Source organism: Desulfobaculum senezii (assembly GCF_054657395.1).
Genome location: NZ_BAAHYU010000003.1, coordinates 785011 through 805847, shown reverse-complemented (window position 1 = coordinate 805847; position 20837 = coordinate 785011). Strand labels below are relative to the sequence as shown.

Below are 20837 nucleotides of genomic sequence, written 5' to 3'. Positions count from 1 at the left end.
CTACTCCAAGGCCTCCCGGTCGCTCAGACCCAGCAGGTACAGCACGCCGTCGAGGCCAAGGTTGGAAATAGCCTGCCGCGCGCCCTCGCGCACCACGGGTTTGGCGTGGAAGGCAATGCCAAGGCCCGCAAGGTGGAGCATGGGCAAGTCGTTGGCGCCATCGCCAACGGCCACCACCTGCTGCAGGTCAATGCCTTCCTTCCCCGCAATCTCCGTGAGCAGTGCGGCCTTGCGCGCGCCGTCCACAATCTCGCCCACCACGTTGCCGGTCAGCTTCCCGTCCACAATTTCCAGCTCGTTGGCGTGCACGTAGTCCACGCCGAATTCCTTCTGGAGCTGCTCACCAAAGTAGGTAAACCCGCCGGACAGGATGGCGACCTTGTACCCCAGCTTCTTGAGGTTGCGGATAAGGCGTCCTGCGCCCTCGGTCATGGGAATGCTGGCCGCCACCTCGGGCAGGACCGAGGCATCCAGCCCCTTCAGCAGGCCCACCCGCTCGCGCAGGCTGGCCTTGAAGTCCAGTTCCCCGCGCATGGCGGATTCCGTAATGGCGGAGACCTTGTCCACCACGCCCGCGCGGCGCGCCAGCTCGTCAATGACCTCGCCCTGAATAAGGGTGGAGTCCATGTCAAAGCACACAAGGCGGCGGTTGCGGCGGAAGACGTTGTCCTCCTGCAGGCCGATGTCCACGCCAAGCTCACGGGAGATGTCCATGAACTCGCTGCGCATGGCCTGCACGTCCTCCGGTTCGCCGCGCACGGAAAACTCCACACAGGCGCGGGGATTCTCCTCCGGCGTCACAAGGGAAGCCCGCCCGGACAGGCGCGTCACGGAGTCGATATTCAGGCCGTGGGCGTTGATGACGCCGGAGACCCGGTGCATCTGCGAGGACGTCACCTCGCGCGAGAGCACGGTGACGATGTGCCGCCTGCGTCCCTGCCCGGCGACCCACGCCTCGTGGCTGTCTTCGCTCACGGGGGAGAAGGTCAGGGTCACGCCCATTTCGTGGGCGCGGAAGAGCAGGTCCTTGAGGATGGGGGCCGAGGCCTGCTCCTTGGGGATGTCAATAATAATGCCGAGGGACAGGGTGTTGTGGATGACGGCCTGCCCAATGTCCAGAATGTGGACGTCGTAGCTGGCAAGGGTCGTCATCAGGGAATTGAGAATGCCGGGCCTGTCGTCCCCGGTCACGCGAATCAGAACAATCTCGTGCATTGCGTTCTCCGCTGCAATCCGCTTGCGCGGCAGTTGGCTCAGGAAAGGATAGTCACATCACCGGGTCAGTTTGCGCCGCAGCACATCCGACACCATGGTCGCCTCCGGCACCTTGAGGAGCACGGTCAATGCGGCGTAGGCCGCAGCCCACAGCGGAATAAGCGCCACAGACCACAGGCCAAGGTCCACCGTCAGCCACGCGCCGCCGCCAATGGCCGCGCCCAGCACGGCAAACAGGGCCGCACCCTTCTGGAAGGTCGCCCACTGCCCCAGCTTGCGCCGCAGGCCCCACAGCAAAATAGCGGCATTGCCCCACGAGGCCACCGTGGTGGCAAGGGCAAGGCCCACATGGCCAAGGGTCTGCATCATGCTCACGCCGCAGGCAACGTACAGCGCCACACACAGCGTGGCGGCGATAACGGGCGTGCGCGTGTCCTCGAGGGCGTAGTAGGCCGAAACCAGCGGGCGGACAATGGCAAAGGCGGGCAGGCCCACACTGTAGCCCATAAGGGCAAGGGCCGTGGCCTCTACAGCGCCGTCGGCAAAGGCCCCGCGCTCAAAGAGCAGCGACACCACAGGCTCGGACAGGGCGCACAGCCCCGCCGCGGCGGGCAGGCTAATGAACAGGGTCAGGCGCAGGCTGGCGTTCAGGGCCTCGCGAAAGCCGTCCATGTCCGCGCGGGCGCTGAGCCTAGACAGGCTGGGCAGCGCCGCCGTGCTCACGGCCACGCCAAACACCCCTAAGGGAAACTGCACCAGCCGGTCGGCGTAGTACAGGTAGGAAATACTGCCCGCAGAGAGCAGCGAGGCCAAAAACGTCCCAATCAGAATATTGATCTGGTACACAGCCGCGCCGAACACCGTAGGCAGCATCAGCCGCCCGGTGCGGAGCACGCCCGCGTCCTTAAAGCTCCACGCCCCGCGCCAGCTAAAGCCGCGCTTGCGCAAGGCCGGCTGCTGCATCACAAACTGAAAGTGCCCCGCCGCCAACACACCGTAGGCCAGCACATGCGGCACGGAAGCATCCAGCGCCACGGCGGACAGCGCCGCGCAAATAAGCACCACATTCAGCACGCACGGCGCAAGCGCCGGCGTCAAAAAGTGCCCCTCGGCGTTGAGGATGCCCATGCTCAGGGCCACGCCGCAGATGAAGATGGTGTACGGAAAGCAGATGCGCACCAAATCGGCGGCAAGGGCCAACTGCTCCGGGTCCGCAGCAAAGCCGGGGGCAATGGCCAGCGTCAGCTGTTTGGAAAAGACCATCGCCACGGCGGAGAGCCCGCCCAGCACGATGGCCAGCCATATATGGGCCGAACGGGCGGTGGTGAAGGCCGCCTCGCGTCCCTGCTCCTCGCGGATGCGCGAGTACACAGGGACGAAGGCCATGGTCAGCGACCCCTCGCCAAACAGGCGGCGCATGAGGTTGGGCAAGCGGAACGCCACAAAAAAGGCGTCCGCCAGCGGCCCCGCGCCAAGGGCAAAGGCGATGATAAGGTCACGCAAAAAGCCCAGAATGCGCGACAGCAGGGTGGCCCCGCCGACAACGGCGGCATTCCGGGCTATTCCTCGAGAATGACTGTTCATTGGTGTCCTGTCAGGGTGTCATCGCTGACACGTCGGGCAATAGGTGGAAGTACGGCCCGCCACTGTACGCCGCTCCAATGTGGTTTGGCAATTGCGGCATGGCTGTCCGTATTTTCCGTAGACCCTGAAATCATTCTGGAAGGCGCCGGAATCGCCGTGGGCGTCGCGGTAGTCGCTGATGGAACTGCCGTTGGCGTCAATGGCCTCCAGCAGCACCTCCTGCAACGCACCGTGCAAGGCGCGCAGGCGCTCCTCCTCCACGCTGCTGGCCGGAGCGTGCGGCAAAATACCCGCACGGAACAGGCACTCGTCAGCGTAGATATTGCCCACGCCCGCAAGGAAGTGCTGGTCCAGCAGAAGGGACTTCACCTGCCCGCGCCGTCCGTCAAACAGCTTCACAAAGGCGTCTTCGGTGATTTCCAGCGGCTCCGGGCCAAGGCTGGCAAAGAAGGGCCAGCGCTCCATGGCTTCCGGCGGCATAACGCGGCAGTAGCCAAACTTGCGCGGGTCTGCAAAGTGCAGGTTCTGGCCTTCGGTCAGGCGAAACAGAATGCGGGTGTGCTTGTGCGGGGCTTCCCCTGTGGGGCGCACCACCAGGCGGCCGGACATCTTCAGGTGGAAACACACGTGCAGCAGAGGGTACTTGGGGCTGGCGATATTGATGCACAGCATTTTGCCGCGCCGCCATACGCCCTGGATGATGCTGCCGGGAAGGGCGCGCTCGATTTGGGCGGGGGACAGTGCGCCGCGACCTTTCTCCACAGCGCCCTTGGACAGCAATTCAAAGGACAGGATGCGACGCCCGCGAAGCTCTTGAAGCAATCCGCGGGCGATGGTCTGAATCTCAGGAAGTTCTGGCATGATACTTTATGATGTGCCGGGCGGCTGTGCACCGGGACCGGGTCTGGTGAGTTGAATGATAATGTCGCGCTCTGCGCCGTCGCGCCGAAGGGTCAGGCGCAAACGGCCGTCGTCCTCGCGGTTGGCCTTCACGGCGGCCTTGTGCAGGGTCCACAGGGCCTGAACAGGCATACCCTGCGCCTTGACGATAACATCGCCCTGCCGCATTCCGGCGCGGTCCGCGCGGGTATCCGGGGCAATGGCCGTCACCAGCGCGCCCTCGGGATGCAGCTCCACGGCAAAGCCGAGGCGGCTCTCGTGACGCAGGGGGCACAGGAAGAAATAGTCGGCGGCGTCCGCGTCAATCGGCTCAAGACCGCGCCACGGCAGAACCGTGGTCACACGGGCGTCCGGAGCAAGAACCGTCAGCCGGTGGGGGATGCCCCAGCCGTACTCCACGTGCCCCGCGCCAACGATAATGGCAACAGGGCGGTGCAGGCGGCGGCTGGCGTCAACGGCGTGCTGCGCCATGACGGTATCCCACAGGGACTGCACGCGCACAAAGCGCTCAATACGGGCGTCGAAGTCCTCGCCGCCATGAGCCATAATGTCGCGGTGCCGTTCAAACTCCTCGCGCAGGGACTCACGCTGGGTGTCCATGGGGCCGATGATGCGCTCCGGCACCAGCGCCCGCTCCTTGGCGGGCAGGGCCTCCAGCTTACCCGCACCCACGGCGCGGACAACATCCTTGGGGATGTTCAGCGCCACAAGGGGCAAGCCATACTGCTCCGCCACGCGGAAGATGGGGCGGTACAGGGAATACGCATAACCCCACACGTCGTCCCAGCCAAGGGCGTCGGGAAGCGTGTCGGCAGTGAGTTCACCGGCGTTGAAGCGGTCCAGCGCCTGCTGGTGCGTCACCGGAACCATCTCCAGCCCCACGGCGGGGACCGGGCGGCCAGTGGCGCGCGCGGCCTCGGCCATCTGGGCGAGGACATCGGCCTGAACGTTATGGTCGCAGGGGTTGGTGTGCCCCTCGCCAAGGAGCACGTACCGCACGTCCGCCACGGCAGCGGCGAGTTCGGATGCGGCAACCTGCTGGCCACTGGCGGTCACGATGTCGCCGGGCATGGCGGCCGGGAGAGCGGCAGAGTCAGGCATCCCGCTGCGGGACGCCTCCTGCGGGGACAGCGCGGCGCAACCGCTCAGGGCCGCCGCCAAAATGACGGCGGCCCCAAGACGGAGTATGTGTCGCATATGTGAGGCCGGGATTAATCCCATTTCCTCTTGTCCTCGATGGGACGGATCTGTGCGGGAAGGGTACCGGGCGCAACCACGTTCAGCTGCGGACGGAGCTTGATCTGCTGGCGGAAGGCGTGCAGCAGCTCGTCCTGACGCGTGAAGTTGCTGGCCTCGACGTTCATGGTCATCTCGTCGATGCCGCCGGGGTTGGTGACCTCAATCTGCCAACGCTTGATCTCCTCGAACTGGGACATCACCTGCTCCACCTGATGCGGGTACACGAACATACCCTTGATGCGGGTGGTGGTGTCCACGCGGCCAACGATGTTGCCGAGGCGCGGGGAGGTTCGGCCGCAGGCGCAAGGCGTCCGGTCGATGTAGGACAGATCGCCCGTGGCCAGACGGATGAGCGGATAGGTGTGGTTAAACGCCGTCACGACGATTTCGCCCACCTCGCCATCCTTGAGCGGGATGCCCGTGTCGGGATGGCAAATTTCCACGTAGGCACGGTTGGCAAGGTGCAGGCCGTTGCAGTGGTAGCACTCGTAACCAATGCAGCCCACATCCGCCGTGCCGTAGCCCTGGCGCATGATGAGGTCGAACTTCTTCTCGATGGTGGCGCGCATCTTTTCGGAGAATTTCTCACCGGTGACGAAAGCCACTTCGAGGAACAGGTCCTTACGCAGGTTCAGGCCAGCTTCTTCGGCCTTCTGCGCGAGATGCATCAGGTAGCTGGGCGTGCCCACGTAGCCCGTGGTGCGCAGCTTCTGCATGATCTCAAGCTGGGTGTTCGTATTGCCCGGACCAGCGGGAACAACAGCGCAGCCGAGGTTGCGCAGCGGCTCCTCGAACATGAGACCTGCGGGGGTCAGGTGGTAGTTGAAGGTCACCTGCGCGAGGTCGCCGGAGCGGAAGCCCGCCGCGTAGAAGCCTTCGGTCCATCCCCAGTAGTCGTCGTTGCGGTCCTCGGGGTCAAAGATGGGGCCGGGAGACAGAAACACACGGCGCAGTTCGCCGAGGTCCTTGGTCAGCAGACCACCAAGACGCGGCCCCATGGACTGCAGAAAGATAAGTTCCTTCTTCTTGATGATGGGGATGTGCTTCAGGTCGGAGAGCGTCTTGAACTTGTCCACGTTGAACTGCGCACGGTCGAAGCGCTTCTTGACGTCCTCGGAATACCTGTAGGCATAGGTCAAAAGCTCTTTGAGCTGAATCTGATAGTATTGGCGTCGTTCAGACTCGTCGAGCACCTCGCGACGGCTGTAGATGCCTTCGGTACGGTCCTTTCGGGTCATGTTCTTAACCTCGTCGTATATGGAGTGAATGGATGGGAATATAAGCGTGAGTGCAACAAGACGAAGTATCACATTTCCGTTACGCAATACAAGCCATGTTGCCAAAACACGAAAATTCGCTTCGACTTTTCACGCTTTATCGAGAAAAGTCGAAACGAATAGTTTTTCACTCGCCATAATCGAGTGCAGCTGGCTCTAACAAGCCAAAAACGCGTTTACGCGTCCGGTACAGATGCGTCCGATGCGGAAGCGTCCTTCTCCGGCGTTGCAGGCGCGGCTGCCTCAGCCTTGGCGGCTTCGGCCTTGCGCTTTTCACGCGCGGCCTCCTGCTTGCGCTCGCGGGTGCCACGGGGGCGGTGCTTTTCGTAGTCCTCGCTGCCTTCCTGATGGCGCGCAAAGACAAGGAAACCCGTATGGGCGACCATACGGTCCTCGGGGCGCAGCCTGTCGGGGACGGTCTTCCAGCGGCGGACCAGAATCTCCAGCACCTCAAGGTCGGCGTAGGGGCCGCTCTCCAGCGCCTTGAGCAAATCGCTCACCTGCGAAATGGTGGGCAGCAAAAACGCCACGGGCGAGCCGGGGCGGATGGCGTCGGGGATGAGGTGGGTGTATTCCCACGGGGTGCGGACATCGAGAAACAGCGCATCCGCGAGGGTGTCCTCGTCGGCGGTGTTCTTCACAAAGCCGTCGGCGATATCGTGGCCGACGATTTGCTCAACGTTCTTGCCAAGGCCATAGCGTTCCAGATTTTTGCGACACAGGTTGGCAAACTCGGGGCGGCGCTCATAGGTGAACACCTTGCCCGTTTCGCCCACGGTGTGCGACAACGCAACAGTCAGGCTGCCGGAGCCGCTGCCCGCTTCGATAACGCGCGTGCCGGCGCCAATGCCCAGCTTGACCAGCAAGTAGCCGATCTCCTTGGGATAAAGCACCTGCGTCTGACGCTTCACACCCTTGACCATATCCGCCAAGGTGGGGCGTACAAGCCGAAACGGCTTGCCAAGATGAGTATACACCAGCGAGCCGAAATCCGCCGCGGCCACATCGGCCATGGCGACTTTACCTTCCTGCGTATGCAGGTCCTGTTCAAGGTCCAGAACCTTCATGTAACGCTTGCCCTTCGGGCTGATGAGCAGTACCAGTTGACCGGGTTCAAGCATAATATCCTCCAAATTAGACCCCGTGAGGTATGGGTACACGGTAGGAAAGTCAAGCCTCTTTCCCCCTGTCCATAAATCGAGTATAAGAGGAAACGCTACGTTGGGATACACATTCGTCTTTGGTCCGGTACACTCCGGCAGGCTCGGCCTGTCCCTCGGCATTGATGTTTTGGGCGACGCGGTCTGCACCTTTGACTGCACCTACTGCGAGGTCGGCAGGACCACCAGCCTGACCTGCGACAGACAGCCCTATGTCCCGGCACAGCACGTGCTGGATGAGTTGAAACACTGGAAGGACGAGGCCGTCCGCCTGCCAGACGTCGTTACCCTCGGCGGACGCGGCGAACCGTGCCTCAACAGCGATATGGGCGCCATTATACGCGGCGTCAAAGACATTTTTCCCAAGATTCCCGTCGCTGTGCTGACGAACTCCACGCTCCTGACGGACCCGGCGGTCCGCCGTGACCTCGCAGAGGCGGACGTGGTGCTCCCTTCCATCGACACCCTCGTCCCGGACGAGATGCGTCGTCTCAACCGTCCGCACCCCAGTCTTGACGTCGCCGCGCTGCGCGAAGGCCTGCTGGCCTTTGCCCGCGAGTATACGGGCAAGCTCTATGTAGAGGTTCTGCTCGTTCAGGGCGTTAACGACAGCGACGAAAACCGCGCGCTACTCAGGCAGTTCCTGACGGAGCTCCAGCCAGACAGGGTCGACATTGTCACCATGACCCGTCCGGGCACACTGCGCGCCGCCTCGCCCGTGCCGCCGGAGACCCTCGCCCTGTGGCGAAGGGAACTTGCTCCGCAGCACGCCGGCGAAACGACACAGCGGTCAACCCCCTCCACCGCGGAGGGAGACAACATTTCAACGGAGACTGGAGCGGCCGCCACACATCGGCGCAACCTCTCCGAGACTGCCGTGCTGGAACTCGTGCTGGGTTCCGTGTCCCGCAGGCCCCAGACCGCCCGGCAACTGGCCGAGGCACTGGTCCTGCCCCCCGCCGACGTCCGCCGCGCGCTGGACGCCCTGCTGCAGCAAGGGCGCATCGCCGCCGAGGACGATGGCGGAGAAGCCTTTTACGGAGCTTTCCGGGACTAGCCGAATCACCGCATGCACGGCGCCTCCGCACATTTCTACATCAGAGGCGATATTTTATGGCAAAAAGCAAACGGCAGAAGATGTACATCAGCGTTCTGCCCGGCGAACAGGTGGAAATGGCCATCACGGAAGACGGCAAGCTCGAAGAATACTACGTCGAGATGCTGCACCAGGCCAAGACCAAGGGAAACATCTACAAAGGCGTCATCAACAACATCGACCCCAGCCTGCAGGCCGCCTTCGTCAACTACGGGGCGGAGCGCAACGGCTTTCTGCAGGTGGATGAGGTCCATCCCGAATACTACCACTCCGATTTAAAGCCCCAGAAAGGATTCAAGTATCCCCCCCTGCAAAAGGTGCTGCGCTCCGGCGACGAGGTCCTTGTGCAGGTGGTCAAGGAACCCACCGGCAAAAAGGGTGCCTTCGTCACCACCTTTCTGTCCCTGCCCGGGCGCTACTTTGTGCTGACCATCGGCCGCGAGCAGATTGGCATCTCCCGCAAAATTGAGGACGAAAAAGAGCGCGCCATGCTGCGCAAGGTGGTTGAGGAGCTGAATCTCGGCCCCGGCATTGGCGTCATCGTGCGCACCGCCGCCGCCAGCGTAAGCAAAACGCGCCTGACCAAGGACCTGAAAATCCTCAAGCGCCTGTGGAAGGACCTGCGCGGCAAGGTCGCCACCCAGAAGACGCCCTCCCTCGTCTATCAGGAGATGGACCTCGCCTCCCGCGCGGTACGCGACTACCTCACCAGCGAAGTGGGCGAAATTTGGGTGGACCATGAGGAAACGTCCAAGACCGTGGCCGAAATGGCCGCCCTTGTCTTCCCGCGGCGCCCCAATCTGGTGAAACTGCACACCGACCACGAGCGCACCCTGTGGGAACGCTTCAACATCGAAAAGCAGATTCAGTCGCTGTACGACCGCGAAGTGGTACTCCCCTCCGGCGGCAGGCTGGTGTTTGATTCCACCGAGGCGCTCACCGCCGTGGACATCAACTCCGGCAAAATCGGCGGCAAAAAGAATTTCCGCGAGATGGCCCTCAAGACCAACCTTGAGGCTGCCGAAGAAATCGCCCACCAGCTACGCCTGCGCGACATCGGCGGGCAGGTGGTGATTGACTTCATCGAAATGAAGGACAAGAACCACTGCCGCGATGTGGAAAAAACCATGCGCGCCGCCGTGAAAATGGACCGCGCCCGCACGGATGTGGGCCGCCTGTCGCGCTTTGGCCTTATGGAAATGGTGCGCCAGCGCCTTGGCTCCTCCGCGCTGTCCGTCAGCACGGAGCCGTGCCCCTGCTGCGGCGGCACCGGCACGCGCCGCAATCTGGAGTGGCAGTCCCTGCAGGCCCTGAAGCATATCTTCCGCCTGCTGCGCAAAAACGGCACCACCGACAGCATTGAATACCCCTGCGACTGCGAACTGGCCTCCTACCTCTCCAACCACAAGCGCACCAAGCTGTGCGAACTGGAAAACGAGTTCGGCGTCAGCATCATCATCCAGCCGCAATAAATCCGCAAACCACGGCGGGGCGTCCACACGGGCGCCCCGCTTCTCCAACAGCCAAAAGGAACCGCCATGCCACGAATCCTCCTGCACATGTGCTGCGGCCCATGCGCCATTGCCCCTGTGCGCCGCCTTCAGGACGCGGGCTTTGAGGTGACGGGCTTTTTCTACAACCCGAATATCCACCCGCTCATGGAGTACAAGCGCCGCCGCGACGGCGCGCTGGAAGTGGCCGAACGCCTCGGCTTCAAGGTCATCGTCAAGGACGAGGAATACGACACGCAAAAGTACTTCCGCGCCGTGAGCTTCCGCGAGCAGAACCGCTGTTTCCACTGCTACACCATGCGCCTTGAACGCACGGCCCAAATCGCCGGACGCGGGCGCTTTGACGCGTTCTCCACCACACTGCTCTACAGCAAGTTCCAAAAGCACGACGTCATCGCGCAGGTGGGCCGCGACATGCAGGCCGGATGCCCGTCCGCCTTCCACTACCAGGACTTCCGCGAAGGCTGGAAGGAAGGCATTGATACGTCCAAGGAGTGGGGCATCTACCGCCAGCAGTACTGCGGCTGCCTTTACAGCGAAAACGAGCGCTACAAGCACGAGATCAAACCCGAATCCAAATAGCCCATGCTGGAAGAGACTCTGTACCGTTCCACCCTGTTCCTCTCCCCTGTGGAGTGGCCCAAGTACGCGGCCATTATCGCCGCGGGGCTGCCCGGCCTTGTGCTGGGGGCGGCCTTTGCCAGGCGGGGGATGGGGCTTGTCGCCGGCATCCTGTGGGGCGTAGCCCACAGCGCGCTGTTCATCGGCCTGCTGAAGCTGACGTCCGGCAAGTACGCCTACAGCCTGTTCACATGGTGCAGTCCGCTGGCGGACCTTGGCCACACGGCCATTGTCAGCACCGCACTGAACGACCGCCTGCTCACCTATGTACTGCCCGCCGCCGTACATGGCGTGGTGGCCGCTATTGTTGGGCTTGTCGCGTGGTCGGCCCTTGGTCCGCGCCGCAGTGCGCCGCGCCGCGCCCGGCGCACCGCACCGGCCCAGCGCCGCACCACAAAGCGGCGGTCGTAACCACTTCGCCGCTTGCCCGCCGGCCGCGACCAGCGTATATCATCCGCTGATTCACCGCCCACACCACCTCCAACACGAGACTCGCGCCGCATGCTCCTGTACGTCCACGTCCCTTTCTGCACCCGCAAATGCCGCTACTGCGCCTTTCATTCCGGCCCTCCTGCCGACGGCGATATGCGCGGCTATGCCGCCTTGGTCAGCAAGGAAATCCGCTACTGGGGCCAACGCCTCGACCATCCTGAGCTACGCACCATTTTTTTTGGGGGCGGCACTCCGAGCCTGCTCCCCTTGCCGCTGCTGACGAACATCGTCACCGCCATCCGCGACTCCTTTTCCTTCAAGACGAATCTGGAATTCACCATCGAGGCCAACCCGGAGTCCCTGACGGATTGGTCCTATCTGCACGGCATCCGCTCCCTTGGCGTCAACCGCCTGAGCATGGGCGTGCAGAGCACCGACGACGAGGCCCTGCGCCTGCTTGGCCGCCCGCATAGCGGCGCCGAGGCGCGCGCCGCCTTTGACACCGCGCGCATGGTAGGATTTCAAAACATCAGCGTGGACCTCATCTGGGGCCTGCCGGGCCAGCGCCTGTCCGAATGGCTGGGCCAACTGCGCCGCGTGGTGAAATGGAAGCCCGACCACCTGTCCTGCTACGGCCTGACCATCGAACCCGGCACTCCCCTCGCTGACAGTGACGAACGCGGAGAGCTGGAATTCGCCGGAGACGAGGAACTGTCCAAGATGTTCATCTATGGCGCGGAATACCTCGAATCCATGGGCTACCTGCAATACGAGATTTCCAACTTTGCCCGCATGGGCTTTACCAGCCGCCACAACCTTGGCTACTGGGAGGGCCGCGACTATCTCGGCGTTGGTCCGTCCGCCGTCTCCACCATCCGTGGCCGCCGCTGGCAGGTGCCCTGCGCCCCGCGCGACTACGCCACAGCCCTGCGCAGCGAAACCCTTGACGCCAACGCCGAGGAACTGGATTTCGTCACCCGCCTTAAGGAAATGATCATGCTGCGCCTGCGCACCTCGCGCGGGCTGCGCCTTGGCGCGTACAAGGCCATGACGGGCCGCAGCTTTACCGAGGATTTCGCCCCCATGGTGCAGGCCCTGCGGCAAAACGGCCTCATCCGCATGAGCGGCGGCTACCTGCGCCTGTCCAAAACGGGCATGGTCGTCTCGGACACCATTCTTGCCAATCTCTTCGACAGCCCGGTTTGGGATACGGTCCAAAAGCCGGAGTCCGCCGAGTAATCCCGCCTTTCTCCCCGTGATGCGGCACAGTCCGCCGCCAAATCCGTCCTTCTAATGATAATGATCCATCCGCCGCGTCCGGCAGTATGACGCCCCGCGCAGATGCCGCCGCCTGCGCCTTCTCCACCCAGCGTTCTTCGCCCCCCTCTCCCAACCCCTTTTCCTTGCAGACCATAACCCCGCCCGGGGTGCTTCACGCATTCTTTTGATAATGTCTCAACATGCCTTTATGGGCTGTTTTGGGCCAATTTGCTGCTTTTTAACGACAATTGCGCATGCAAAACAGAACGTTTCGCAAAACTTTCAACATCCTCGGAGCATAGAGCTGGCGCGGGTTTTCTAGACTTTCATGAAAAAAAGACATTTTTTCCCTAAACACTTTCGCCTTAGCCGCCGAAATACTTAGCAAGTGATTACGGGCACGGGCCCAACTCAGCAAGGACGCTGAAATTACATCTATGGAGGGAATACTATGTCTCTGGTAATCAACCACAACATGATGGCCGCCAATGCCGCTCGCAACCTGAGTGAATCCTACGGTGCTCTGGGCACTTCCACCCGTCGTCTGTCCTCCGGCCTGCGTGTCGGCACCGCAGCTGACGACGCAGCCGGTCTGGCTGTCCGTGAAATGATGCGCTCCGACGTTGCCGCCCTGCACCAGGGTGCACGTAACGCCAACGACGCCATCTCCATGGTGCAGACCGCTGACGGCGCCCTCGGCGTCATCGACGAAAAGCTCATCCGTATGAAGGAACTCGCCGAGCAGGCCGCTACCGGTACCTACAACGCCGACCAGCGCGCGATCATCGACTCCGAGTACCAGTCCATGGCTTCTGAAATCACCCGTATCGCCAACGCCACGGACTTCAACGGTATTCACCTGCTCAACGGCAACCTGTCCGCGGCGCACGACACCAGCGACGGTTCCGGCGCCATGCGCGTGCACTTCGGCACCAAGAACGACGGCGCTGAAGACTTCTACGACGTCAAGATTGGCGACTCGACTGCCAGTGCCCTTGGCCTTGGTAACGACATTGATAATACCAATGCAGGCCACAACATCTCCACTCAGGCCAACGCCGCCAAGGCACTGGACGCCATCGACAACGCCATCCAGTCCAAGGACAAGATCCGTGCCGACCTCGGTGCCATGCAGAACCGCCTGAGCGCCACCATCTCCAACGTGACCATTCAGGCCGAGAACCTGCAGTCCGCTGAATCCCGCATCTCCGACGTGGACGTTGCCACCGAGATGACCGAGTTCACGCGCCAGCAGATCAAGGCGCAGGCCGGCGTTGCCATGCTTTCCCAGGCCAACTCGCTCCCGCGTATGGCCATGCAGCTCTTGGGCTAGCACACGCGCTGACCACTCTGCCCACACCGGCAGTTCCAAGGCCCCCTCTTCGGAGGGGGCCTTTTTGTATGCCGCGCGCTCCCATGGCCGCCAGCGCAGTGCCGCGATGTGTCCTCGTTCACCAGTCAACCGCCACGCCGGGGCCGCACCTTTGGCAATTCAGGACGCGCACAGTGCCCCGCGCAGGCCCCCAGATGAGGGCACGAACACCGCCCGAAAGACAGCCTCTCCCCAGACACAGCCTCCCCGACACAGCGCCGAACACAGCAAAAGACAAGTCCACAGACACAGGGCGCCAGACGCTGGGCGCAAAAAAGCGCCGCACCGTAAACGGTGCGGCGCTCAAAATGTCGTCGCTCTCGCCCTTTGTGCCAAGGCTCTTCATTTTGGATAGCGCCTCTTCCGGCGCGCTGGGGTCACGTTCCTCAGCGGCGTGGTTTTCCTCTACTAGCGCGCGGGGTGACGCCCTGCAAGGACGTGCATTTCCCTGTGTCTCTGCGGGCACTACTCGCGCCAGCGCGCTGCCCTCTCACCTTCAAGCGGCGGGGCTACTCGCCACCCTTTTTGGCGCTGGGCTTCGGGCGGGTCATGGAGAGGGGGTCGAGGACATGTTCGGCGTCCTCGCGGCTCATGTGGCCATGCTCCACCACCAAATCAATCAGCGGGCGCTGGTTGCAGGCAGATTCCTTGGCGAGGGCCGCGGCGGCCTCGTACCCGATAGAGGGCGCAAGGGCCGTGACCGCCCCAACGGAGCGGTGGACCATCTCCTCACAGCGTTCCTTGTTGGCTGTGATGCCGTCAATGCACCGCTTGCGCAGCATAAAGCACGCTCGGGCCAACATATCCACGGACTGGAACAGGTTGAAGGCGATGATGGGTTCAAAAACGTTCAGTTCCAGCTGGCCGGCTTCCGCGGCAAGGGTCACGGTCACGTCGTTGCCGATGACCTGATAGCAGACCTGATTCACAGCCTCGGGGATGACCGGATTCACCTTGCCGGGCATGATGCTGGAGCCGGGCTGCATGGGCGGCAGGTTGATTTCATTAAAGCCGGTGTATGGCCCGGAGGACAGCAGGCGCAGGTCATTGCAGACCTTGGACAGCTTGACGGAAATGCGCTTGAGAATGCCGGACACCAGCACGAACACGCCCGTATCGCTGGTGGCCTCGATAAGGTTGGCCGCAGGCACGATGTCCAGCCCGGTGATGTCCGCCAGCTTGCCGCACACTGCGGCGGCGTAGCCTTCGACGGTGTTGATGCCCGTGCCGATGGCCGTTGCCCCCATGTTGGACTCCCGCAGATGCTCCACGGCCTCTTCCAAGCGGACGGCGTCTTCGCCAATGGTCACGCCGTAGGCCGCAAATTCCTGCCCAAGGGTCATGGGCACAGCGTCCTGCAACTGGGTGCGGCCCATCTTGATGATGTCCGCAAACTCGTCGCCCTTGGCCTGAAACGCGGCCACAAGAGCGTCCATTTCCTTGAGCAGGTCATGGCAGTACCACGTCAGCGCAATTTTCAGGCTGGTGGGGTACACGTCGTTGGTGGACTGGGACAGGTTAACGTGGTTGTTGGGGTGGATGTGCTGGTACTCGCCCCGCTCATGCCCCATGATTTCCAGCGCGCGGTTGCAGATGACCTCGTTGGCGTTCATGTTCACCGAGGTTCCAGCACCGCCCTGAATAACGTCCACGGGAAAATGCTCGTCAAAGTGGCCTTCGCGCACCTCGCGCGCGGCTTGGACGATGGCGTCGCAGATGGTGTCATCCAGCAGGCCAAGGTCGCGGTTGGCCATGGCGGCGGCCTTTTTGACACAGGCCACAGCCTGCACCAGCCGAGTAAAATGCGAAAACGGAATACCCGTTATCTGAAAATTTTCCAGCGCGCGCACAGTCTGCACGCCATAGTAGGCGTCCTGCGGCACTTTGCGCGGGCCAAGGCTGTCCTTTTCGGTGCGAAACTGCATATCTTCCCTCGCGGCGTCCTTGCCGGACGCCAGACCCGCCGCATGGGCGGGGCCAGATTCACGTTTGCGCCGCCACAGCGCGCCGGGGCGCTATGCGCCGCCGCGCCGCACGGCCTCTACCGTGCCCGGAACGGACACGGATTCATGCGTCAGGTCACCATCCGGACTAATGGTCACATAGGCCAGCGTCGGCTCCGCCCCGCCCTCGCGCAGGCTGCCGGGGTTCACCACGCGCAGCGCGCCATAGCGCGCCCATTCCGGCTGATGCGTGTGCCCAAAGCACACAAGGTCCGCCTGCCCGTCAAAGGCCCGTGCCAGCGAAGCGGAAAGCCCCACACGCGGGCCGTAGCCAAAACCGTGGACCATGGTGATCTCCACGCCGGACAGCCGCAGAGAGCGGCGCACGTCCAGCTCCTGCGACAGGCTGTAATCGTCCATATTGCCCGCCACAGCGTGGAAGGCAGGATGCTGGGCCAGCCACGCCCACACGGACATGCTGGCAAAATCGCCGCAGTGGAGCAGCACATCCGCCGGGGCGAGGTACCGCTCGTACACGGCCTCCATCCACGGCGTCACGTCGTAGGCATGGGTATCGGAAATAATGGCGAGCTTCATGCTAATCGCCCATGGGCACCGGCGCGTTGCCGATCAGGTACTTGATGTCGTCGTCGGTGAAGTACAGCCCAAGGCCCGTGTAGAAGGAGCTGTCCCCGGAATCGCTGGCAAAGTCGTCCACACCGGCCATGGCGTAGAAGTTCTTCATGAAGAAAAGCTTGGCTCCGGCCTTGAGGTGCGGCGGGTCATCGTCGTCAAAGTCAAAGGCCTCGAAGGTCAGCTTCACGCGGTCGTCCCACAGGTAGTAGTCCGCGCCCGCGCCGCCGGTGGATTCAAACAAACCGCCACGCAGGGCAAGGTCGCCCCAGCGCTTGCCAATCTGCGCGTTGAACTTGATCTGGTCGCGCTCGGTCTTCTCTTCCAGTTCCGTCACGGTGGAGCGGTTGCCGCTGCCGTCGATGCGGGTGGTGGTCGTTTCGGTCTCCTTGGTGCGGCCCTTGGGGTCGGAGACAACGCCCACCATGTAGAAGTGGTCCGCGGACGGCTCAATAAGCATGTTCAGGTAGGTTTTGGTGTCGCCGGAGTCCGCCAGATACTCGGCGGAAAAGTCCACACTGGTCTTAAAGCTCTCCTGCTTGCCCAGATAGGTGTTGATGCCTTCCAGCGCGCGGTCCAGCTTGCGGGCGGTGGTATCGTCGTTGACCAGCTTGCCAAGGGTGCCCTGCCCTTCGTCAATTTTACGGGTCACACTCTCCAGCGAGGCCACGGCCTCGTGCAGGTTCTGGCCCATCTCTTCATCGTTCACCAGCCGTCCTGCCGTGCCCTGCCCTTCGTCAATCTTGGCAAGCACACTGTCCATGCGGTTCAAGGTCCCCTTGAGGCCCGTGGAGGCGGATTCGAAATTGGTGATGATGGAGTTGATGTTCTGCTTGTTGGCCGAGGAGATATCCTTCAGGTCCGTGGAGAAGTCGCGCATGTTGGCGACGATGAGGTCAATGCTCTCCACGTTGCGCTGGACCATGTCGTTCAGGGTGACGGCAAGGTCGCGCATGCTGTGGAAGGTACGCCGCAGGTCGCGTTCGCCATCAGGCCCGCCCATAACGCTGGACACGCTCTTGGACACCGAGCCGATGTCGTCGGCAATCTGGCCGACCTTTTTCATGAGCACTTCAAGGTCCGCCGAACGGTCCGTACGCTGAATAACGCCGCCCTCGGCAATCTGGGGCAGCTCGCGCGAGCCAACGGACAGGGAGACATACTTGTCGCCAAGCACGCCCCGGGTCATGATGCTTGCCTGCGCATCGGAGCGCAGGGTGATATCCTCGCGCAGTTCCAGGGTCAGCCGCGCGCGACCGTCGTCCAGACGGATGTCGCTGACGCGTCCTACCTCAATGCCCGCAATCTCTACGGGTGCGCCCGGTTTCAGGCCGGTGACGCTGTCGAAGTAGACGTTGACGTCATACACGCCGCCGCGCAAAAAATCCGTTTCGCCCACCTGCATTGACATGAAGGCAAGCAGCACCACGGCAATGAATACGAAGATGCCGACCTTGACCTCGGCTCCACTTTTGCCAGCCATACGCTCTCTCTTTGTCTGGGTCCATTGTCCCGCACAAGGGGCGGGGTTACGTCAGGCCAATGGGGCCGTCCGCGCGCCCCTGAATGAACTGCTGTACCACGGGATCATCCGCATTCTGAATGTCCTGCGGTGTGCCGCTGGCAATGATGCGCCCGTCGTACAGCATGAAAATATCGTCCGCAATGGCCATAGTGGCCTGAATATCATGACTAATGACCACACACGTTGCGCCAAATTCGCTCTGCGTGCGCAGGATGAGGTCATTGATAGCAGCAGACATCACCGGGTCCAGCCCGGATGTCGGCTCGTCAAAGAGCACGATTTTCGGGTCCAGCGCCACAGCGCGGGCAAGGCCGACGCGCTTGCGCATGCCGCCGGACAGCTCCGCAGGCATCTTGGCCCCGGCGCCGGACAGCCCAACCGCCGCCAGCTTGTCGTGCACGATGTCGCGGATGTCGCTGCGCGAGAGTGACGTGTGCTCCACAAGGGGAAACGCCACGTTCTCCTCCACGGTCATGGAGTCGAACAGCGCGGCCTCCTGAAACAGCAGGCCGAACTTTTTGCGCACGGGCACAAGGTCCTTTTCCGAAAAGGCCGTTATGTCCTGCCCATCCACCACCACACGCCCCGAATCCGGCCGCATAAGGCCGATAAGATGCTTGAGCAGCACCGACTTGCCGCCGCCACTGCGGCCAATGATAACGCTGACGGCGTCCGGCTTCACGGCAAGGTCCAGTCCGCGCAGGACGGCCTGCTCGCCAAAGCTCTTCTGGAGATTTTCGCAGGTAATAATCGGTTGCATATCGTCCTACATCATCAGTGCCGTCAGCACGTAGTCGCTGGCCAAAATAAGCACGGAGGACAGCACCACGGACTGCGTGGTGGCCCGGCCCACACCCTCGGCCCCGCCTGTGGTGGTAAAGCCCTTGTAGCAGCCAACCAGTGTCAGAATAACGCCGAACACGGCGGCCTTGATGAGTCCGTTATAAATATCCTCAAGCGCCACAAGTTCATAGACCTTGTTCATGAAAATGGCGGCATTGATGCCAAGGAGCTTCACGCCCACCAAATACCCGCCAACCATGCCCACAAAGTCGGACAAAACAGTCAGCAGCGGCAGCATCACCAGCCCCGCAATGATGCGCGGCACGGCAAGATACTGCACGGGATTGATGGCCATTACCGTCAGCGCGTCCACCTGTTCTGTAACGCGCATGGTGCCAATTTCCGCCGCAATGGCCGAACCGGCGCGCCCCGTGACCATCAGCGCGGTGATAACCGGCCCCAGCTCACGGGTCATGGACAGCGCCACCGTGGCCCCCACAAGGGACTCCGCGGAAAAAAGGCGGAAGGCGTAGTAGGTCTGCAGGGCCAGCACCATACCGGTGAAGAGCGAGGTCAGCGCCACCACAAACAGCGAGCGCACCCCCACAAACTCCATCTGCCGAAAAAAGAGGGACAGCCGAAACGGCCGCCGCACCAGCCACGCGCACGCGTCGGCAAACAGCAGGGCCATACTGCCCATCTCATGAACGAGGGCGATGGTTCCGGCACCAATCCAGGCGAAAAAGCGGGTCATTACGTGTAGCTTCCGTCCTCTCGTAATATTGGCCGGAACGGGACGTCCCGGCAGCCTTCATCCATTATCATGTATCTCTACGGTTTACCAGTTAAGCACGCGCCTGCGGCCCTTTTCTCCGCCCGGCATCTTGACGCACCCCCGCCATCATCTACAATGAAAGACTGCCCGACCTGACGAGCGATTTGGAGGAGCCATGGCCGATCCGTGCCCGTGCCCTAAGGCACACGAAGACATCGTCGCGGAAATTATCCGCGTCAACGATGAACTGTCGCAACTCAAGGACCTCGACGCCATCCTTGACCGCATCCTCACCCGGGTGCGCAAGGTGACCAAGGCGGATGCGGGAACCATTTATCTGGTCAAGGAAGGCAAGCTCCACTTCAGCTACGTGCACAACGACACCCTGTTTTCCACCGCGGTAAACAAGGAAGTCTATAGCAACTTCGCTATGCCTATAAACGATGCGTCCATCGTTGGCTACGTTGCCGGGCACGGCGAACTGCTTGCCATTGACGACGCCTACGACATGCCAAGCGACTCTCCGGTGCGCTTCAACCCCGCCTTTGACCAAAAAACCGGCTACCGCACGCGCTCCATCCTCACCATTCCCATCAAGACCTCGCAAAACAAGGTGGTGGGCGTCATTCAGGTGATTAACGCCAAGGACGACACCGGGGCGTCCGTGCCCTTTACCGATGAAGCCAAGCAGTACCTGCCGCTGTTTGCCACCACGGCTTCCGTGGCCATTGAGCGCGCCATCATGACGCGCGAGCTTATCCTGCGCATGATGCAAATGGCCGAGCTGCGCGATCCATCGGAAACCGGCGCCCATGTCCAGCGTGTTGGCGCGTATTCGGCGGAAATCTACCACCTGTGGGCGCAGCGCAAGGGCGTCCCCGAAGAAGAACTTAAAAAGACCAAGGACCTTATCCGCATTGCCGCCATGCTCCACGACGTGGGCAAGGTGGGCATCTCGGACAAAATTCTCAAAAAGCCCGCCAAGCTCACGGACGAGGAATTCGCCACCATGCGCTTTCACACCGTGTTTGGCGCCAAGCTCTTTAACAACGCCACGTCGGAGCTCGACGCCCTGTCCGGCGAAATAGCCCTCTGCCACCATGAAAAATGGAACGGCAAAGGTTACCCCGGCAGCGTGAAGAGCATGGACATCAACGCCAAGAGCACAGGCAAGCCCATGCAGGGCGAGAATATCCCCATCGCCGCGCGCATCTGCGCCCTTGCCGATGTGTTCGACGCACTGTCTTCGCGCCGGTCGTACAAACCGCCGTGGCCGGACGAAAAGATAATCGCCGTCATCAAGGAGGAATCGGGCCAGCACTTTGACCCCGACGTGGTGGACTGCTTTCTGGACATATGGGACGTCATCTCCGCCATCCGGGCCAAATACACCGAGGACCTGCCAGAGGACGAAAAACCCATTACGGACAATTCCAAGGCGCCCGAGGGGAAACAGACGCCCTCAAAGCCGCCCAATACGTGATGTCTGCCTGTTGCCGCCGCGGCTTTAC

The 20837-nt window shown here is 62.1% G+C and carries 18 protein-coding genes; 7 read left to right on the top strand and 11 right to left on the bottom strand.

Annotated elements, in window-relative coordinates; genetic code table 11:
- The 6 genes from serB to ACYQ2T_RS12590 form a co-directional block, all read right to left on the bottom strand.
- Complete coding sequence (gene serB, locus ACYQ2T_RS12615) at positions 1 to 1215, bottom strand: phosphoserine phosphatase SerB (protein WP_459901006.1); 1215 nt, start codon at positions 1213 to 1215, stop codon at positions 1 to 3.
- 57 nt (positions 1216 to 1272) lie between these two features.
- Complete coding sequence (gene murJ / locus ACYQ2T_RS12610) at positions 1273 to 2799, bottom strand: murein biosynthesis integral membrane protein MurJ (protein ID WP_459901004.1); 1527 nt, start codon at positions 2797 to 2799, stop codon at positions 1273 to 1275.
- An 18-nt stretch (positions 2800 to 2817) separates the two neighbouring features.
- Positions 2818 to 3660 (bottom strand): bifunctional DNA-formamidopyrimidine glycosylase/DNA-(apurinic or apyrimidinic site) lyase, encoded by an 843-nt coding sequence (gene mutM, locus ACYQ2T_RS12605; protein ID WP_459901002.1) that lies wholly within the window; start codon positions 3658 to 3660, stop codon positions 2818 to 2820.
- Between the two features lie 6 nt (positions 3661 to 3666).
- On the bottom strand, positions 3667 to 4896 hold the full coding sequence (locus ACYQ2T_RS12600) for a ChaN family lipoprotein (protein ID WP_459901000.1): 1230 nt from the start codon (positions 4894 to 4896) through the stop codon (positions 3667 to 3669).
- 14 nt (positions 4897 to 4910) lie between these two features.
- Positions 4911 to 6176 (bottom strand): phenylacetate--CoA ligase family protein, encoded by a 1266-nt coding sequence (locus ACYQ2T_RS12595; protein WP_404843454.1) that lies wholly within the window; start codon positions 6174 to 6176, stop codon positions 4911 to 4913.
- Positions 6177 to 6391: 215 nt separating this feature from the next.
- Positions 6392 to 7336 (bottom strand): tRNA (adenine-N1)-methyltransferase, encoded by a 945-nt coding sequence (locus ACYQ2T_RS12590; RefSeq protein ID WP_459900998.1) that lies wholly within the window; start codon positions 7334 to 7336, stop codon positions 6392 to 6394.
- A 100-nt stretch (positions 7337 to 7436) separates the two neighbouring features.
- Here ACYQ2T_RS12590 and ACYQ2T_RS12585 point away from each other — a divergent pair, with 100 nt between their 5' ends.
- The 6 genes from ACYQ2T_RS12585 (at position 7437) to ACYQ2T_RS12560 (ending at position 13628) form a co-directional block, all read left to right on the top strand.
- Complete coding sequence (locus ACYQ2T_RS12585; protein WP_459900995.1) at positions 7437 to 8432, top strand: radical SAM protein; 996 nt, start codon at positions 7437 to 7439, stop codon at positions 8430 to 8432.
- A gap of 56 nt (positions 8433 to 8488) precedes the next feature.
- Entirely contained in the window at positions 8489 to 9943 is a 1455-nt protein-coding gene (locus ACYQ2T_RS12580) for an Rne/Rng family ribonuclease (RefSeq protein ID WP_459900994.1), read from the top strand.
- A gap of 66 nt (positions 9944 to 10009) precedes the next feature.
- Positions 10010 to 10564, top strand: a complete 555-nt coding sequence (locus tag ACYQ2T_RS12575) for an epoxyqueuosine reductase QueH (RefSeq protein WP_459900992.1) — start codon at positions 10010 to 10012, stop codon at positions 10562 to 10564.
- A 3-nt stretch (positions 10565 to 10567) separates the two neighbouring features.
- Positions 10568 to 11014, top strand: a complete 447-nt coding sequence (locus ACYQ2T_RS12570; RefSeq protein WP_459900990.1) for a hypothetical protein — start codon at positions 10568 to 10570, stop codon at positions 11012 to 11014.
- 90 nt (positions 11015 to 11104) lie between these two features.
- Positions 11105 to 12274 carry a radical SAM family heme chaperone HemW gene (gene hemW / locus ACYQ2T_RS12565; RefSeq protein WP_459900988.1) on the top strand — a complete coding sequence of 390 codons (1170 nt, stop codon included), beginning with the start codon at positions 11105 to 11107 and terminating at the stop codon, positions 12272 to 12274.
- A 472-nt stretch (positions 12275 to 12746) separates the two neighbouring features.
- A complete protein-coding gene (locus tag ACYQ2T_RS12560) occupies positions 12747 to 13628 on the top strand; it encodes a flagellin N-terminal helical domain-containing protein (protein ID WP_459900987.1) in 882 nt (293 codons plus the stop codon).
- A 548-nt stretch (positions 13629 to 14176) separates the two neighbouring features.
- On the opposite strand, the gene ACYQ2T_RS12555 is transcribed toward ACYQ2T_RS12560, so the two are convergent.
- From ACYQ2T_RS12555 to ACYQ2T_RS12535, 5 genes are all read right to left on the bottom strand, one after another.
- Positions 14177 to 15592 (bottom strand): aspartate ammonia-lyase, encoded by a 1416-nt coding sequence (locus tag ACYQ2T_RS12555; RefSeq protein WP_459900986.1) that lies wholly within the window; start codon positions 15590 to 15592, stop codon positions 14177 to 14179.
- Between the two features lie 90 nt (positions 15593 to 15682).
- Positions 15683 to 16207, bottom strand: a complete 525-nt coding sequence (locus tag ACYQ2T_RS12550; RefSeq protein ID WP_459900984.1) for a metallophosphoesterase family protein — start codon at positions 16205 to 16207, stop codon at positions 15683 to 15685.
- 1 nt (position 16208) lies between these two features.
- Positions 16209 to 17726 carry an MlaD family protein gene (locus ACYQ2T_RS12545; protein WP_459900982.1) on the bottom strand — a complete coding sequence of 506 codons (1518 nt, stop codon included), beginning with the start codon at positions 17724 to 17726 and terminating at the stop codon, positions 16209 to 16211.
- A 46-nt stretch (positions 17727 to 17772) separates the two neighbouring features.
- On the bottom strand, positions 17773 to 18528 hold the full coding sequence (locus ACYQ2T_RS12540; protein WP_459900980.1) for an ABC transporter ATP-binding protein: 756 nt from the start codon (positions 18526 to 18528) through the stop codon (positions 17773 to 17775).
- A 6-nt stretch (positions 18529 to 18534) separates the two neighbouring features.
- Complete coding sequence (locus ACYQ2T_RS12535) at positions 18535 to 19305, bottom strand: MlaE family ABC transporter permease (protein WP_404843466.1); 771 nt, start codon at positions 19303 to 19305, stop codon at positions 18535 to 18537.
- 196 nt (positions 19306 to 19501) lie between these two features.
- On the opposite strand from ACYQ2T_RS12535, the gene ACYQ2T_RS12530 reads away from it, so the two are divergent.
- Positions 19502 to 20809, top strand: a complete 1308-nt coding sequence (locus ACYQ2T_RS12530) for an HD domain-containing phosphohydrolase (RefSeq protein ID WP_459900979.1) — start codon at positions 19502 to 19504, stop codon at positions 20807 to 20809.
- Positions 20810 to 20837: the final 28 nt, after the last annotated feature.